At 35.8% G+C, this 16,511-nt stretch carries 15 protein-coding genes and 1 pseudogene; 13 read left to right on the top strand and 3 right to left on the bottom strand.

Going from position 1 to position 16,511, the window contains the following annotated elements:
- Window positions 1-64: 64 nt before the first annotated feature.
- Window positions 65-1,486 carry an amino acid permease gene (locus ACQKNI_RS20925; protein WP_088231728.1) on the top strand — a complete coding sequence of 474 codons (1,422 nt, stop codon included), beginning with the start codon at window positions 65-67 and terminating at the stop codon, window positions 1,484-1,486.
- A 109-nt stretch (window positions 1,487-1,595) separates the two neighbouring features.
- Entirely contained in the window at window positions 1,596-2,870 is a 1,275-nt protein-coding gene (locus tag ACQKNI_RS20920) for an acetylornithine deacetylase (RefSeq protein ID WP_427282672.1), read from the top strand.
- Between the two features lie 101 nt (window positions 2,871-2,971).
- Here the strand turns inward: ACQKNI_RS20920 and ACQKNI_RS20915 are convergent, their stop codons facing one another.
- Window positions 2,972-3,625 carry a DUF1232 domain-containing protein gene (locus ACQKNI_RS20915; RefSeq protein ID WP_427282671.1) on the bottom strand — a complete coding sequence of 218 codons (654 nt, stop codon included), beginning with the start codon at window positions 3,623-3,625 and terminating at the stop codon, window positions 2,972-2,974.
- A 129-nt stretch (window positions 3,626-3,754) separates the two neighbouring features.
- On the opposite strand from ACQKNI_RS20915, the gene ACQKNI_RS20910 reads away from it, so the two are divergent.
- On the top strand, window positions 3,755-4,366 hold the full coding sequence (locus tag ACQKNI_RS20910; RefSeq protein ID WP_280147318.1) for a manganese efflux pump: 612 nt from the start codon (window positions 3,755-3,757) through the stop codon (window positions 4,364-4,366).
- Between the two features lie 109 nt (window positions 4,367-4,475).
- Here the strand turns inward: ACQKNI_RS20910 and ACQKNI_RS20905 are convergent, their stop codons facing one another.
- Together ACQKNI_RS20905 and glsA are read right to left on the bottom strand one after the other, a co-directional pair.
- Window positions 4,476-4,817 (bottom strand): DUF3969 family protein, encoded by a 342-nt coding sequence (locus ACQKNI_RS20905; protein ID WP_000766602.1) that lies wholly within the window; start codon window positions 4,815-4,817, stop codon window positions 4,476-4,478.
- 171 nt (window positions 4,818-4,988) lie between these two features.
- The gene (gene glsA / locus ACQKNI_RS20900; protein ID WP_098357397.1) at window positions 4,989-5,918 is read right to left on the bottom strand and encodes a glutaminase A; all 930 of its coding nucleotides are present in this window, start codon (window positions 5,916-5,918) and stop codon (window positions 4,989-4,991) included.
- Window positions 5,919-6,239: 321 nt separating this feature from the next.
- Between glsA and nagE the strand changes: the two genes are divergently transcribed.
- From nagE to ACQKNI_RS20850, 10 genes and pseudogenes are all read left to right on the top strand, one after another.
- The gene (gene nagE, locus ACQKNI_RS20895; RefSeq protein WP_088231723.1) at window positions 6,240-7,733 is read left to right on the top strand and encodes an N-acetylglucosamine-specific PTS transporter subunit IIBC; all 1,494 of its coding nucleotides are present in this window, start codon (window positions 6,240-6,242) and stop codon (window positions 7,731-7,733) included.
- A gap of 264 nt (window positions 7,734-7,997) precedes the next feature.
- Window positions 7,998-9,242, top strand: a complete 1,245-nt coding sequence (locus ACQKNI_RS20890; protein ID WP_088231722.1) for a serine hydrolase domain-containing protein — start codon at window positions 7,998-8,000, stop codon at window positions 9,240-9,242.
- Between the two features lie 86 nt (window positions 9,243-9,328).
- On the top strand, window positions 9,329-10,144 hold the full coding sequence (locus ACQKNI_RS20885; protein ID WP_088231721.1) for a sugar ABC transporter ATP-binding protein: 816 nt from the start codon (window positions 9,329-9,331) through the stop codon (window positions 10,142-10,144).
- A gap of 166 nt (window positions 10,145-10,310) precedes the next feature.
- Entirely contained in the window at window positions 10,311-10,712 is a 402-nt protein-coding gene (locus ACQKNI_RS20880; RefSeq protein WP_088231720.1) for a DUF2642 domain-containing protein, read from the top strand.
- A 16-nt stretch (window positions 10,713-10,728) separates the two neighbouring features.
- The gene (locus ACQKNI_RS20875; RefSeq protein ID WP_088231719.1) at window positions 10,729-10,923 is read left to right on the top strand and encodes a hypothetical protein; all 195 of its coding nucleotides are present in this window, start codon (window positions 10,729-10,731) and stop codon (window positions 10,921-10,923) included.
- Window positions 10,904-12,484, top strand: coding sequence for a glycosyltransferase family 2 protein (locus ACQKNI_RS20870; protein WP_098252944.1), 1,581 nt, complete (start codon window positions 10,904-10,906; stop codon window positions 12,482-12,484). Before ACQKNI_RS20875 ends, ACQKNI_RS20870 begins: the two co-directional genes overlap by 20 nt.
- A complete protein-coding gene (locus ACQKNI_RS20865; RefSeq protein ID WP_088231717.1) occupies window positions 12,474-13,718 on the top strand; it encodes a nucleotide sugar dehydrogenase in 1,245 nt (414 codons plus the stop codon). The genes ACQKNI_RS20870 and ACQKNI_RS20865 overlap by 11 nt, the downstream gene beginning before the upstream one ends.
- Window positions 13,715-14,680, top strand: a complete 966-nt coding sequence (locus ACQKNI_RS20860) for an NAD-dependent epimerase/dehydratase family protein (protein WP_088231716.1) — start codon at window positions 13,715-13,717, stop codon at window positions 14,678-14,680. The genes ACQKNI_RS20865 and ACQKNI_RS20860 overlap by 4 nt, the downstream gene beginning before the upstream one ends.
- On the top strand, window positions 14,673-16,217 hold the full coding sequence (locus tag ACQKNI_RS20855; RefSeq protein ID WP_140417432.1) for a glycosyltransferase family 2 protein: 1,545 nt from the start codon (window positions 14,673-14,675) through the stop codon (window positions 16,215-16,217). The genes ACQKNI_RS20860 and ACQKNI_RS20855 overlap by 8 nt, the downstream gene beginning before the upstream one ends.
- Window positions 16,186-16,406 (top strand): annotated as a pseudogene (locus ACQKNI_RS20850) (hypothetical protein). The gene ACQKNI_RS20855 and the pseudogene ACQKNI_RS20850 overlap by 32 nt, the downstream one beginning before the upstream one ends.
- Window positions 16,407-16,511 lie beyond the last annotated feature (105 nt).

The raw sequence follows: 16,511 nt of genomic DNA, 5'->3' as shown, positions 1-16,511 counted from the left end.
TTTACTACAAAAAATAAAAACGCTTACATGAAATGGGTTTACAAAGTGAAAAGGGGGGATTTATATGATGGATCAAAATCAAGGATTAAAAAGAGAATTGAAAAGCAGACACATATTTATGATTGCACTTGGAGGAGTTATTGGTACTGGTCTTTTTTTAGGATCTGGTTATACAATTCATGAAGCTGGACCTGGAGGAGCGATTGTAGCATATCTTGTCGGAGGATTTGTTATGTATTTAACGATGCTCTGTCTTGGTGAGCTAGCTGTTGCGATGCCTGACGCAGGATCTTATCAAACGTATGCTACAAAGCACATTTCCCCTGCAGCGGGTTATGTAGTCGGATGGATGTCGTGGCTAAACTGGTCTGCTACGATAGGTATTGAATTAATTGCAGTTAGTATTTTGATGAAACGCTGGTTTCCTGATGTACCGTCATGGATTTGGTGTGTAGTGTTCGCAGTACTGCTCTTTGCTATTAATGCGTTATCTTCAAGAAGCTTTGCGGAAGTTGAATTCTGGTTTGCAAGTATTAAAGTAATTACAATTATTGCATTTATTATCTTGGGCGGGGCAGCAATGTTTGGTTTTCTAGATATGAAAGGAAATGAACCGGCACCGATGTTCTCTAGCTTTACTGATTACGGTGGATTGTTCCCAAATGGATTATCAGCCATTTTAGTTACGATGATTGCAGTCAATTTCTCCTTTCAAGGAACGGAACTAGTTGGTATTGCGGCTGGTGAGAGTGAAAATCCAGAGAAAACAATCCCGAAGGCAATTAATAATACTGTTTGGCGCATACTTGTTTTCTTTGTACTATCTATTTTTATTCTTGCTGGACTATTTCCTTGGCAGCAGGCAGGCGTGATAGAAAGTCCGTTTGTTGTTGTATTTGATAAAATTGGTATTCCTTATGCGGCAGATATTATAAATTTTGTTATTATTACAGCGGTATTATCCGTTGCGAATTCAGGATTATATGCAACTTCTCGTATGCTATGGTCTATGTCTAATCAAGGAATGATTAGCCCGATTTTTGGGAAGTTATCTAAAAACGGCGTTCCTATTTATGCTTTGATTGTAAGTACGTTTGTAGGGTGTCTTTCATTACTATCAGGTATTTATGCGGAAGATACAGTTTATTTATGGCTACTTTCTATTGCTGGGTTTGGAGCGATATTAGTTTGGGCATCTATTGCATTATCTAACTTATTAGCTAGAAGGTCGTACATTAAACAGGGCGGGGATGTTAAGGACTTGAAATTTAAAACACCATTGTATCCATTTGTACCGCTTCTTGCACTAGTATTAAATTTAACGGTAATCGTTGGTATGGCCTTTATTCCAGAACAAAGAATGGCATTGTATTGTGGTATCCCATTTATGATTGTTTGTTTACTGTTTTATCGCGCGACAAAAAATAAGAACAGAAAAATAGAACAAATTGAAAAAGTAAATACAACTGAAGTAGAGAGTTTATAAACATATTAGAAACTTGCAAGTAATTTAGAGACTGTAAAATTGTAAACAGTCTCTTTTTTTGTGAAAATAAAGCTGGAAACATACTACGTATGCAAAGGGGAATTTAGTGATGAATCCAGAAGTTTCGCAGTTGTTAAAACAAATAGATTTAAGGAAAGAGGAATTGCTAGAACTTACAAAAACATTAATCCGTTTTGAAACACCTGCACCGCCGGCGAGAAATACAAATGAAGCGCAAGAATTTGTTGCAGAGTTTTTAAGAAAACGAAATTTTAGTATTGATAAATGGGATGTATATCCAAATGACCCGAACGTTGTTGGGGTAAAAAAAGGAAAAGAAAGTGACACACATAAAAGTCTCATTATTAATGGGCATATGGATGTAGCTGAAGTGTCAGCAGATGAGGCGTGGGAAACAAATCCATTTGATCCATTTACAAAAGATGGCTGGTTAGTTGGCCGCGGTGCAGCTGATATGAAAGGTGGGTTAGCTGGAGCGCTATTTGCTATTCAGCTTTTACAAGAAGCTGGTATTGAACTGCCTGGAGATTTAATCTTTCAATCAGTAATTGGGGAAGAAGTTGGAGAAGCAGGCACGCTTCAATGCTGTAAAAGAGGTTACGATGCTGACTTTGCAGTAGTAGTGGACACAAGTGATTTACATATGCAAGGACAGGGGGGCGTAATTACTGGATGGATTACTGTGAAAAGCCCGCAAACATTTCATGATGCAACACGTAGACAAATGATTCATGCTGGTGGACGTTTATTTGGAGCAAGTGCGATTGAAAAAATGATGAAAATTGTGCAGAGCTTACAAGAATTAGAGCGTCATTGGGCAGTCATGAAAACATATGAAGGCTATCCATCTGGAACAACGACAATTAACCCGGCTGTTATTGAAGGAGGACGTCATGCAGCATTTATTGCGGATGAGTGCCGTTTATGGATAACTGTGCACTTCTATCCAAATGAAACGCATGAACAAATAATAAAAGAAATTGAAGAATATATTGGGAAAGTAGCAGCTGCCGATCCATGGCTAAGTGAAAATCCACCGCAATTTAAGTGGGGCGGAGAATCGATGATTGTAGATCGTGGTGAAATTTTCCCTTCTTTAGAAGTAGATTGTGAACATGTAGCTGTGAAAACTCTTAGTTCAGTACACGAATTTATTTTATGTAAAAATACAATTTTAGATATGTCTGCAACGGTAACGGATGGTGGTTGGTTTAGTGAATTTCATATTCCAGCGGTTATTTACGGACCAGGCACATTAGAAGAGGCTCATTCTGTAAATGAAAAAGTTGAAGTGGAGCAGTTAATCGAATTTACAAAAGTGATAACAGCATTCATATATGAATGGTGTCATACAAAAAAATAGACTAGTATGTTGAAAACGTACAGGTATGTATACTTGTACGTTTTTTTATGGAACTATTTCAGAGTTGAACAGAAATAACAACTGAAATAGTTATTTATTTTTTATGTCTTTCGTCTTAGTTCGATTAACTTCTCTTTCGCTAATTCAACAGCAATTGCATCATCTAAATAGCCAATTGGAAAGAGATAATCGGGAATAATGTCTGTTGATAAAATGAAATACAGTAATGCGCCTCCAAGCACTGCACGCTCTTCTTTTGGAATGGTTTCATTGCAAAATTGTTGATACATATCTGTTAATTGTTCAATAAAAGGACCGGCACTATCAATCTGTTCTAATTTGCTTGCGAAACTTTCATGAATACGTTTTTCACCTTCTGTTGTTTGCGCATAGCGTTCGTAATTTTCAAGTTCTTGTTTTACGCGAGTTGTTGTGTAATTGAAATCGAATAAGTTAGAGGATTGCAGGGTTTGCTGAATTGTATCAAGAGATGTGTACATATCCGTCTTCTCTTTATTTATATGAGGAGAATCAGGATACATCTCATCAAATAACAATTGGGGTGGAACTTGCAGACATTCTGCAAATTTTTGTAGATGTTTTTGTTTTGGTTGTTGTTTGCCATTCATAATTCTTGAGATTGTTGCAGGATCAATATTTGTAAGTATTCCTAGTTGGCGCATGGATAAGGCACGTTCTTTTAAAAGTTTTTTTATTAATGTACTAAGCCGATTATTTTGATCTTCTTTAGGCACAGTATAGACACTCCTTTTTATTGTTGAAAAAATGTTGAGCATTTATTACAAGTATATGAAACAGACAGGCACAGTTGCTCAACATTTTCATAAGATGCATGGAAAAGTGAGAAAAAGGGGTGATTGTTTATGAGTACAGCAGGTTTATTTTCAATTTTTTTAATCGGGATTGCTTCTAATTTAGATAATGCGGGTGTCGGGATTGCATATGGCATTCGTAAAATTCGAATTTCGTGGTTTAACAATTGTATCATCGCATTTTTTGGTTTTTTATTTACTTTACTTGCTGGATTTTTTGGGAACTGGATCGCATTATTTATTTCAGATTTTACAGCAAACTTGATTGGAGCAATCGTTTTAGGAGTAATCGGAGTGTTTATTTTATGCCAGCCATTTTTAAATCAAAAAGATACCGTGGGCTCTAAAGATGGTAATATACTTATGGGAATTTTACGTGATCCAGAAAAAGCAGATTTTGATGGATCCAAAACAATTAGTTTTTCAGAAGCTATTGTTTTAGGAGTGGCATTATCTATTAATAATATTGCAGGTGGTTTTGATGCAGGAGTAACAAATTTAAATCTTTGGCTTACGGCATGTATCTCTGGGGTGTTTAGTTTTATTTGCATTCGTGGTTTTTCGTATGTTGGAAAACGATTTTTAGCCGAATACTTAGGGAACTGGGCGACGATAATTGCAGGAGTGTTATTAATTCTTATTGGGATCGATCAGTTGTTGTGAAAATAAAAGCAATGTTCGAGCATTTCCTCGGAAATACTTGAATAAATTGCACATATCGACATCGGATAGTTACTTCTTAATAAATAAAAAGCACCTACATAGGTGCTTTTTAGCGTATATCTTCAATTAATTGTTCTGATTCTTCATGCATACTGTATTCACTTAACACTTGGATGCAAAGCCATTTTAATTCCTCGATAGTATGCTCAAGTTCTTCAGGAAGTACATGATGAATGTCTTCAAGTCCCATTCCAAAATGAATAAGTTCAAGCACTTGATCATCGATGTTTCGATCCATTAATAGTTCAAGTACTTCTAAATTGAATATGTATCGGTGAGCTTCGTCGAGTGAAACAACTTTTAGCTTCAAGCTTTCTACAATACTCAATATAAAAAGAAGAATTGTTTTTTCAAGAACAGGTTGTTTCTCCATTTGAAATATCAGTTTCATCTTTTACACCTCCACATATAGCGTTAGGTTGTACTATATTATTCAGGAGGGGGGAGCAAATATGCATAATAAAGCGAAACTTTCAGTACTGTTTTTATAAGGTTATTGATGAGCAGTAACAATGAATTTTTCGTAAAAAAAATCCTGCTATATGAGCAGGATAACGTCGGATTAAAAAATACTCCAACCTTCTTGAGCAGAAAGAAGTTCAAGAATTTTAAAACCAGCGATACTATTTCCGTTTGCATCTAGAGCTGGTCCGAAAATACCAATCCCCATTTCTCCTTTTACACAGCCGAAAATGCCACCCGCTACACCGCTTTTTGCAGGGATACCAACACGAATTGCAAATTCACCAGATTCGTTATACATACCACACGTAACCATAAATGTTTTGCAGATTTTTGTAATATGTTTAGGGATAATTTGTTTTTTCTTATATGGATCATATCCATCCATTGCAAAAATTAAGCCAATACGTGCTAAATCGATGCAGTTTACTTCAACTGCACATTGACGAGTATATAAGTCCATCAGTTCTTCAATATCACAATCGATAATGCCATTTTGTTTCATATAATAACAAAGTGAACGGTTTAGATAAGCTGTCTCTAATTCTGAATTGGCAACTTTAGAAGAATAATGAATAGTAGGGTTATCTGTTATTTCACGTACAAAATGAAGGATACGCTCCATTTTTTCTTCATTATCTTTTCCTTCTAACATGCTTGTAATAGCTAGTGCCCCTGCATTAATCATTGGATTAAGTGGTTTAGAGGGACTTGTCGTTTCTAACTTAATAATAGAATTAAATGGATCACCAGTTGGTTCCATTCCAACTTTAGAAAATACATATTCTTCGCCACGATCTAAAAGGGCAAGTGCAAGTGTAATTACTTTGGAGATGCTTTGAAGAGTAAATAGTGTTTGTGAGTTACCAGCATGGATATATTCTGTTTCTTTATGGAAAATGGCAATCCCTAAATCATTTGGATTTGCATTTCCTAGTTCGGGGATGTAAGTAGCAAGCTTTCCTTTTTTCGTATATGGTTTTACTTGTTCTAACAACTGTTGTAAGTTGTTTGTTTCAATGCACTGCATAGTACCAACGCTCCTATTTCGAATTAACTAAGTTTACTTTTCCCGATATGCTCGGAAATAAATAATAACATGAAAAAGTGGAATGATAAAACGAAAGTTACGTGTCCTATAGTGGATTTTTTGTTGCGAAAATTCCGCATTAAAAAGGAGAATTTTCCTTTTATATAACAGTTTGGAAATAGAAAAGTTATCCATAAAAAACTCAAAATAAAAACTACACATCTATACAACTATATGTTATTATGGTTATGTGATAGAAAGCGTTTTCTAAGGCGTACTTATAATGATAACGATTTCATAAACTTGATAGGGGGAATTGAAATGTTGCAGTTTCTACAACGTATTGGTAAAGCATTAATGCTTCCAATCGCCGTACTACCAGCAGCAGGATTATTGCTTCGTTTAGGACAAGATGATGTGTTTAACATTCCTGTTATGGCACAGGCCGGTGCAGCAATTTTTGATAATTTAGCACTTATTTTTGCAATTGGTGTTGCAATCGGTTTGTCTGTTGACGGTAGTGGAGCAGCTGGACTTGCTGGGGCAATCGGATATCTTGTTTTACAAAATACAACGAATGCTCTAAGTAAGACGTACTCAGCAGCAGAGCTAAATGATAAATTAAAAAGTGTTCAAGATTTAGTCGGTTCAGTAGATCCAACTAAATTAGCGGATACAATGACAAAGGTTTCAAAAGCAGCGGCGTTAACGCCGAAAATTAATATGGCCATACTCGGTGGGATTATCGCTGGGGTTGTTGCTGGTTTATTATACAACAAATTCCATAAGATTAAATTACCAGAATGGTTAGGATTCTTTGCAGGAAAACGTTTCGTACCAATCATTACTTCAATTGTAATGCTTCTTTTAGGATTAGTATTCGGTCAAATTTGGCCAACAATTCAAAGTGGTATTGATGCAGTAGCACACGGTATCGTGAACTTAGGTTCAGTTGGTGCGGGGTTATTCGGATTATTAAACCGTTTATTAATTCCAATTGGTTTACACCACGTAATGAACACATACTTCTGGTTCGTACTTGGTGACTTTACAAACGCAGCTGGCGATATCGTTCATGGTGATATTGCACGCTTCTTTGCAAAAGATCCATCAGCGGGTATGTTTATGACTGGTTTCTTCCCAATCATGATGTTCGGTTTACCAGCAGCGTGTTTCGCAATGATTGCGGCTGCTAAACCAGAAAAACGTAAAATGGTTACAGGTATGTTAGGTGGTCTAGCATTAACTTCATTCTTAACTGGTATTACAGAACCAATTGAATTCTCATTCATGTTCTTATCACCAGTATTATATGGAATTCATGCTGTATTAACAGGTCTGTCTCTATTTATTACAACAACACTTGGCATTCACGATGGTTTCTCATTTAGTGCTGGGGCAATCGATTACTTCTTAAACTTCGGTATTGCAACAAAACCATTGTTACTAGCGGGAATCGGTTTCATATACGCAGCAATTTACTTTGTAGTATTCTACTTCTTAATTAAGAAGTTCGATCTAAAAACTCCTGGTCGTGAAGATGAAGAGGAAGTAGTTGAAGGCGAAGAAGCTCCAGTTGCAGGTTCAATTGGTGAAACTTACGTAGCAGCTTTAGGTGGAAAAGAAAACTTAACAGTTATTGATAACTGTGCAACACGTCTACGCTTACAAGTGAAAGATGCTGATCAAGTAAACGAAGCAGCATTAAAACGTGCGGGTGCAAAAGGTGTTATGAAATTAAGTAATACAAGTGTACAAGTTATCGTAGGTACAAATGTTGAATCTGTTGCCGATGATATGAAAAAACACGTATAAATAGTGAGATAAGAGGATATCCCAAAAGATTGATAACATCAGTTTTTTAGAGGGTATCCTCTTTTTTTATGTTAAAAATTTAATAGGAATCTTACTTTTGTAAATTTTCTTTTTCTTTTTTGTGAATATAGGTTGGTAATATGTGTAGTGCGTGATAAAGTAGGGATGACATAGAATGGAATGTCAAAAATCTATGAAAAAGATCCGGAATGAATCTTGTGTAATGGAATTAAATTATCGGTAAATAAGGGGAAAAAAGCAATTATGGATCAGGAAAAAAATAATACGAATGGGAAAGCACGTCGGCCGATTGTATACATAAAAAGAACAATCATTCTCGTCTTACTATTTTCACTTGTATATTTCATGTATACAAAAATTGTTGCGCATAATAAGAAAGAAGAAGCTTTAAAAGTTGCAGCAAAAATGAAAAAACAAGAAGAGCTAAAAAAGAAAGAAGAAGAAAAAAAGAAGCAAGAAGCACAAAAACAAAAAGAGCAGGAAGAACAAGTGAAGCAAGTGCAAGCTTTGGAAAAGCCTGCTGAGGGACCTCCTCAAGAAATTAATGAAAACGCTCAATTGGATCAATATTTACAAAATGCAGGATTTAGCGGGACAGCAGTTATTGTGAAGAACGGAAAAGTTCTTTTGAATAAAGGATACGGGATGGCGAACAAAGAGAAGCAAGTACCGAATAATTCGGAAACAACTTTCTATATTGGTTCTATTTCGAAGGCATTTGTAGCGACTGCTATTATGCAGCTGAAAGATCAAAATAAATTAAACGTAGAGGATACGGTTGCGAAGTATATTCCAGATTTCCCTCAAGGTAATGGTATTCAGTTAAAACATTTACTAACACATACATCAGGAATTCCAGAGTATGAACAGGGAACAGAGGATATTTCTCATGAAGAATTGATAAAGCGAATAGGAAAGCAAAAGCGTATTGGGAGTCCAGGAGAAAAATGGAAGTATTCTGATTCGAACTATTCGATACTTGCCTATATCGCTGAGAAGGTAAGTGGACAACCGTTAGAAGAATATATTAAACAACATATTTTTGCTACTGCTGGTATGAAACATTCTGGTTTCGGCAAAGCGTTAGAGCAAACAAGGTTCCCATCAACGGGTTATAAAATCGTAAATAACAATATGACAACACCAAATATTCCAAGTATGTCACAACTATATGGTTGTGGTGATATATATACGAGTGCACATGATTTATATTTATTTAATGAAGCACTATTCTCTGGAAAATTAATTTCGAAAGAGAGTTATGATCAAATGTTTACAGCCGTCAAAAAAGATTACGGATTTGGCTGGTATGTAGACCCGGGAAGTTATTCGAATCACGGTGTAATGCCAGGATGGAATTGCTTAAATGGATTTAGTAAAAACGGAAGTGTATATGTTGTTTTGTTATCTAACATTCAAAATAACATTAAATCATTTGGTAAAGTGAATAACGACATTTATACGATGTTGCGAAATATTGAAGTGTAGAAGGCTGTCCTTTCGGATAGTCTTTTTTGTATTGAGGAAGTGTATGTACAATGCGATAATGAAATAAATGGAAAAGGGGGAGGGATATGGGGATACATAAGCATCACGCACGTAATGCGAAACGAATTTTTTTTGTATCTATTATTGTATGGGTTATCGTTGCAATTGGATTAGTGATGGAATATAAAAAAGGGACGTTATTCACTTCGGAGAAAGAAAGCCTGAAATTAATAAGTGTTGTACTTCCAGCATTTGGATTGTTACTATATAGCTTTATAGAAAAGCAAAGATCAAAAAAGCTTAAACAGGACAATTATAATATAGAGACTTTTGAATTATTTGAGCAACAAAAATTTGTTGTTCGCAAAGAGATAGGGGTATTTCAAGTAATAACATACTTTGGTTTAGATGGAAATGCAGTAGGATTTTTAAAAGAAGAGTATGATTCTGTTATTCAAAGTGTGTGGCAAGCTGTACTTTCTTTTCTTTTTAAGGGATTACATAAGCAACAATTTTATTTATATAATCACTCGGGAGAAAGATTGTTACGTGTCCAAAAGAAGATGGGAGTACGCAACTTCTATATTTTTTCTAGTGTAGATGGAAAGAAAATTGGAGAGTTGAAACAAGTACTAAGTTTAACAAAATGGGAATGGATCTTTTTAGGGGTGGAAGGTAAAGAAATTGGTAAAGTGACTGGGGACTTTTCAGCAACAATGCAGAAAATAGACTGGCGAGATGGAACGCAGATTGATGTGAAAGAAGATGGAATTCCGTTAGAAGCAGCTAAATATTTTTCGGCGAGTGGTGGATCTCTTGTTACAGCTTCTATAAGTGAACAGACAGAATTACCACGAGCGGTTTATTACAGTGCAGCTGCCATTGTTACAATTAAAAATTAAAATGTATATAAAGATAGATGGGATACCATCTATCTTTTTTATGTTCTGAGACAAATATTTCTTTTAGAAAATGTATGCCTTACCTATCACAAAAAAAGCCTGCTTTGTATACATTAAGATGTATGAATGTGAATTTTATATTTTAAAATAATAGGAGGAGAAGTGTATGTGTCTGTTCAGAAAATATTGGCATAAATTATCTCGATTGTTTAATAGACAATTAAATTATTTTTTAGATGATAAGTTAATGCCTGCTGTGGAACGGCTTTTATTTTCGCAAAACTTTGCGAGGTTTATTCAAAGAAATTCTAAGCAAGCCACGGAAGAATTTATAGAATCAAGTCAATTTCAAGCTATTATTTGTAACATTTTAAAAGAATGCAGTGCATCACCATTTAAAGAAATTGCACAGCAGTATTTAAATAAAAACGTAGAAATTACTGTGACAGTTGGACAGTTAACGGGTGTGATTGTAGCAGTTGGTGACGATTTTTTAACACTGCAAGAAGGAATAGGAACAAAAGTTTTATTACCATTTACAAGTATTATATCAATTAAAGAAGTGTAAGAAAGGAGACTTATATATGTTATTTACTGATGAGTTGCGTGACCATGTTGGTGAGTTAGTGCAAGTTGTGACAGCTGTAGAAATCGTTGCAGGCATTCTTTTATCTGTGACGGATGGGGCAGTAAGTGTTCGTACTTCTCCTTCTTATGGACCACCGGAAGATGTAATTGTGCGTACTCCTATTATCGCTTATGTTCGCTTGGAAGGGTAAGAGGGATACAAATATGAGAGTATCAGTTGTTATCCCAGCGCATAATGAAGCAAGTACTTTATATCAAGTCCTAGTAGAAGTGAGGAAGCTTGAGCCTTATGAAATTATCGTAGTCGATAACGGATCAACAGATGAAACGAAAGAAATAGCGTTACAACATCATTGCCGTGTGATTCATTATAAACACTCTCTTGGTAATGATGTTGGACGTGCGATTGGAGCTAGAGAAGCAAAAGGAGAAATTGTATTATTTTTAGATGGTGACATCGTCATTGATAGTAAAGAGCTACAACGTTTCGTGAAAGGAATTCAGCAAGGCCACCAAATTATTGTGAATAATTTAACATGGTCGGTTTATTTAAAGATGAGACCACATTATACGACAGTGGGAAAATGTATGTTGAATCGTTATTTGAATAAAAAAGAGCTTGTTGTAGGATCTTTGATCGCAATTCCACATGCGATGAGTAGGGAAGTTATTCAGAAACTTGGATGGTGGAATTTAGCAGATCCAGCATTATTTCAAGCGATGGCGATGTCTAGAGGAGTAGATATTGTCGATATGGCTTCGGTCGATGTAATTCACACAAATAAAGTTCGTCCTGTTCATACTGGTACATCACCTGGTTCTCCTTATCCGAAAGCGACTAGTCGTATTATGGGGGATCATTTACGTGCTCTGCAATACGTAATCGAAACATACGGTGAACGCGGTGGTTTTTCGGAGGGAAACAGGGATAGAGAGTTTATAGGGAAGTATAAACCAGTTGTATTACAAAAGGGAAAAGCGAAATATAGTGCGATTATACCAGTATCAGAAGAGAAAATGACGATAAGATCTGTTATACAAGAAGTGAAAAAAGCAGGAGTAGATGAAATTATAGTTGTTGCGAATGGAGCGGATAGTGAGACAATTAAACAAGCGAAGTTAGAGAATATTATCGTTCTTGAATTTACGAAGGCGCTTGGACATAATGTAGCACGAGCGATAGGTGCCATGCACGCTACGGCAGATATTTGTTTATTCGTTGATGGTGATTTTGCTATTCCGGCAAAAAAAATAGTTCCATTTTTGCGTGCTATTGAAGATGGAAGTGATGTGGCATTAAATGATTTGCAATGTTTATTAGATATATTTCATCCCGCAGACCCAATTAGTATGGGAAAATATTTTGTGAATTTGGTAGCGAAACGACCAGATTTATGGAATAACTCACTAACAGCGGTGCCGCACGCTGTGCATAAGAAGGTAATAGAGAAAATTGGATATGACTCTCTCGTTATCCCACCATTAGCTCAAATGAAAGCTATTTTGGAGGGATTCTCTATTACAGCAGTAGAATTTGTAGATGTTATAAAAACAAATCGAGTACGCCCAGAGCAACATGGATTTGTAAATGGACGTATTCCAGCATTTGACCGTATTTTCGGTGATCAACTTGAGGCGATTGCTTATCTATTACAATATACAGACGAACGCGGGAGTTTTACAGATGGAGAGCGGGATAGAGATAGTATTCAACAATTGAGAAAGGAAGAAAAGAATATAAATGAATGTTAGTAGTAAAGTAGCTATTATTGGATTAGGATATGTTGGCCTACCTTTAGCGGTCCATTTTGCAGAAAAAGGATATACAGTGCTTGGACTAGATAAAGATATTAGAAAAGTAGAATCGATTATAAAAGGAGAAAGTTATATTCCAGATGTTTCTTCTAAAGAGTTACAAAGTTTATTAGCGAAAAAAAGCTTACTAGTAAATACACCAGATAAAGGTGTTACTGAATTCCAAACTAGTGATTATGTTATTATCACTGTTCCAACTCCAATTAATGAACATAGAGAACCGGATTTAAGCGCCCTCATTTCAGCTTCACATTATATACAACAAAACCTTCAAAAAGGACAAACCTTCATTTTCGAAAGCTCCACATACCCAGGTACACTTGAAGAAGTTATCATTCCTATTATTTCTAAAGCAGGCCAAAAAGTAGGAGAAGATTTCTATATCGGATATTCCCCAGAGAGAATTGATCCAGCCAATAGTCAATATTCAGTTCAGACGATTCCAAAAGTTATTAGTGGGCAAACAGAAAAGTGTAAGCAAAAAGTACAGGATTTGTATAGCACTATATTTGATGTAGTTGTTCCGGTTAGCTCTCCAAAGGTGGCGGAAATGTGTAAGCTATTTGAAAATATTCAACGCTTAGTCAACATTTCTTTAGTAAATGAGTTAAATACACTATGTGAAAGTTTAGAAATTGATTTTTATGAGGCACTTGAGGCTGCCTCTACAAAACCGTTTGGATTTACCTCATATTGGCCAGGACCAGGGATAGGAGGGCATTGCATTCCAGTAGACCCTTTATATTTTCAATGGAGAATAAAAAAGAATGGGGAAATTAGTCAATTAATTGAGGCTGCACATGTAATTAATGAAGAAATGCCAGAGAAAATAGCCCGGAAAGTAAAAGGCATGGTGCAATCACCTGCAACAGTTTTAATTGTAGGCATTGCGTATAAGAAAGATGTAAATGATTTGAGAGAATCACCGGCGTTGCCAATTATTCAATTATTAATAAAAGAAGGATACGAGATAAAATACCATGATCCATATATTTCTTCTGCGGAAATTGCAGATAAGGTGTATCAATCCGTTTCTTTGGATGAACAAACCGTTAAAGAGGCGGATTGTATTTTAATTTTAACGGACCACTCTAATATCGATTGGAAGCTTTTTAAAGGAATGAAGCGAGTAATAGATACACGTGGGATTGTAAAGAAGGTGAGTGTATGAATAAGAAATGTTTAATTACAGGTGGAGCCGGATTTATTGGATCTCATTTAGCGGAAGAGTTGGTGAAAAGAGGTTATGAAGTCACGATTGTGGATAACTTCTATAAAGGGAAAAATAAGTATCATAATGAGCTAATAAAAGAGATTCCAGTTATTCCAATCAGTATTTTAGATAAAAACTCTATTTATGAATTAGTAAATCAACATGATGTAGTGTTTCACTTAGCGGCAATTTTAGGTGTGAAAACAACAATGGAAAAGAGTATAGAGCTCATTGAAACAAATTTTGATGGAACGAGAAATATTTTACAAGCAGCGCTAAAAGGAAAGAAGAAAGTAGTCTTTGCGTCTACTTCAGAAGTATATGGTAAGGGCAAGCCACCTTTCTCTGAAGAAGGAGATCGATTATATGGGGCAACTTCTAAAATACGTTGGAGTTATGCAGTTTGTAAAACGTTAGAAGAAACATTATGTTTAGGATACGCATTAGAAGGCTTACCTGTAACGATCATTCGTTATTTTAATATTTATGGTCCAAGAGCGAAAGATGGTCCATACGCAGGGGTAATCCCGCGATTTATCTATGCGGCTTTGCAAGGTGAAGATATTCTTGTATATGGGGATGGGAAACAGACACGTTGCTTTACGTATGTAAGTGATGCGGTAGAGGCAACGATTCGGGCAATGGATGAGAAGGTAAATGGTGAGATTATTAATATAGGTTCTGAGAATGAAAAGAGTATAAAAGAAGTAGCAAAAGTAATTAAAAAACTAACGAAATCTTCCTCGGACATTGTACAAGTTCCTTTTGAAGAAGTATATCCACATGGCTTTGAAGAAATTCCAAATAGAAGACCAGATGTAACGAAGTTAAGAGAACTTGTTCAATTTCAAGCGACAGTAACGTGGGAACAAGGATTGAAAGAAACTATTAAATGGTTTCGTGAAGAAAACAATGGGTAAGTCGCTATCGGTTATTATACCTGTATGTAATGAAGGGGAAACAATTTCGGACGTTATTCAATCGGTAAAACCATTAAATCCAGTAGAAATTATTGTAGTAGTAAATGGTTGTGATGATAGTACAGAAGAGGTTGCTAATCGTTTAGGGTGTAAAGTAATCAAGTATACAGAGTTACTTGGAAACGACGTTGGACGTGCAGTCGGTGCAAAACACGCGATAGGTGATGTATTACTATTTATAGATGGAGATTTTGTTATTCCAACTTCAAAATTACAATTATTTCTTAACCCCATTTTATATGATCAGGCCGACATCGTTTTAAATAATTTGGACGCATTGTTTTTAAAGAAACAAAAACCACATTCCATTACAGTATGGCGGCAAATATTAAATGCGCTGTTAGAGCGTGAAGAATTAAAAATTGATTCTGTACTATCTGTACCTCATGCACTGACGAAAGAAGTCGTTCAAAGTATTGGATATGAATGCTTAGCTAATCCTATTGTGGCTCATTTGCGCATAGCACAAAGTACATGGAGAATTAGTCGCCATTGTGCAATTGATGTTATTACGCCGAATAAATTTCGGCCGACTGAGCATGCTGCGTATGGCACCAGTCTTTCTCAATCTGAGAAACGAATGATAGGTGATCATATAGAAGCTGTAGCAGAGCGGATAGCGGGCAGTGATGAGCGCGGAGGATATTATGATGGGAATAGGAAAAGGGATAGCGTCTATCACACTTTAGATTTTGAAGATTTTTATCAAGGATGGGGCGTTGCATCTAAGTTGTATAAAGGGAAACAATTATCTGTAATTATTCCTGTACAAGATGAAGAGAAAACAATTGGAAACGTTATAGAAGAGCTGCGAAAAATAGAACCTTTTGAAATCATCGTTGTTGTAAATGGTTCGTCAGATAAAACGGCAACCATTGCAAAAGACAAGGGAGCAACGACAATTGTATATAAAGAAGCACTTGGAAACGATGTGGGGCGCTCACTTGGAACGTATTTTGCTAAAGGAGAAATTGTGTTATTTATAGACGGTGATTTTATTATTCCAGCGAGTGAGCTATATCCTTTTGCGAAAGCTATTGCAGATGGAACAGATGTCGCATTAAATGACCTAAATCATTATTTAGATTTAAGAGTACCTCTTCATCTTGTAACTGCATTTAAATATGCATTAAATTTAGCTTGCGATAGAAAAGATTTAGGCGTAGGCTCGCTTATTGCAGTGCCTAATGCGTTTAGCCGGACTTGTTTGAAAGCAATTGGGTATAGGTCTTTACTGGCACCGTGCGCGGCGCAGGTGAAAGCTATTCTTTCAGGATTCGAGATTGCATGTGTAAGTCGTGTTGAGGTCGATAAGATGAACCGCATTCGCCTTAGTGAACATTTTGCAAAAATAGGTCATCCTCCAGCTGTAATCCGAATTATTGGAGACCATATAGAAGGGTTAGAACAATTAATTGTATCAACAGATAGTCGTGGTGGATTCTATGATGGAAATAGAAAAAGAGATGTTTTATAGGATAACAAAAAAAGTGTACAACGTATGTACACTTTTTTGCTCTGTTACAAAAATTATAACAGATTAGGAGATAAGGGTATTACAGCTCTACAATGGGTATTGTTCTTATATTACAAAATAGGACTCGTATATAAGGGTACCAAAAAAATACAATTAAGGAAAGGGTTAATTCTAAAGGCTTCTAAATGAAGTTAACACTATGTATATAGTAGTTTGCTCAACATTTCACAAACATGTCACAACTATTTCGTTCACTTTCGCAAAAAAGTAGTATTCTAAGTGTGTAAGCTGTTA

Source organism: Bacillus sp. NPDC094064 (assembly GCF_050279585.1).
Taxonomy (GTDB): domain Bacteria; phylum Bacillota; class Bacilli; order Bacillales; family Bacillaceae_G; genus Bacillus_A.
The sequence above is the reverse complement of the archived record's forward strand: the minus strand, read 5'-3'. Positions and strand labels throughout refer to the sequence as shown.

Coding starts and splice junctions, on each gene's coding strand:
- ACQKNI_RS20925 (WP_088231728.1), top strand. CDS start 65: ATGATGGATCAAAATCAAGGATTAAAAAGAGAATTGAAAAGCAGACAC.
- ACQKNI_RS20920 (WP_427282672.1), top strand. CDS start 1,596: ATGAATCCAGAAGTTTCGCAGTTGTTAAAACAAATAGATTTAAGGAAA.
- ACQKNI_RS20910 (WP_280147318.1), top strand. CDS start 3,755: ATGAGTACAGCAGGTTTATTTTCAATTTTTTTAATCGGGATTGCTTCT.
- ACQKNI_RS20905 (WP_000766602.1), bottom strand. CDS start 4,817: ATGAAACTGATATTTCAAATGGAGAAACAACCTGTTCTTGAAAAAACA.
- glsA (WP_098357397.1), bottom strand. CDS start 5,918: ATGCAGTGCATTGAAACAAACAACTTACAACAGTTGTTAGAACAAGTA.
- nagE (WP_088231723.1), top strand. CDS start 6,240: ATGTTGCAGTTTCTACAACGTATTGGTAAAGCATTAATGCTTCCAATC.
- ACQKNI_RS20890 (WP_088231722.1), top strand. CDS start 7,998: ATGGATCAGGAAAAAAATAATACGAATGGGAAAGCACGTCGGCCGATT.
- ACQKNI_RS20885 (WP_088231721.1), top strand. CDS start 9,329: ATGGGGATACATAAGCATCACGCACGTAATGCGAAACGAATTTTTTTT.
- ACQKNI_RS20880 (WP_088231720.1), top strand. CDS start 10,311: ATGTGTCTGTTCAGAAAATATTGGCATAAATTATCTCGATTGTTTAAT.
- ACQKNI_RS20875 (WP_088231719.1), top strand. CDS start 10,729: ATGTTATTTACTGATGAGTTGCGTGACCATGTTGGTGAGTTAGTGCAA.
- ACQKNI_RS20870 (WP_098252944.1), top strand. CDS start 10,904: ATGTTCGCTTGGAAGGGTAAGAGGGATACAAATATGAGAGTATCAGTT.
- ACQKNI_RS20865 (WP_088231717.1), top strand. CDS start 12,474: ATGAATGTTAGTAGTAAAGTAGCTATTATTGGATTAGGATATGTTGGC.
- ACQKNI_RS20860 (WP_088231716.1), top strand. CDS start 13,715: ATGAATAAGAAATGTTTAATTACAGGTGGAGCCGGATTTATTGGATCT.
- ACQKNI_RS20855 (WP_140417432.1), top strand. CDS start 14,673: ATGGGTAAGTCGCTATCGGTTATTATACCTGTATGTAATGAAGGGGAA.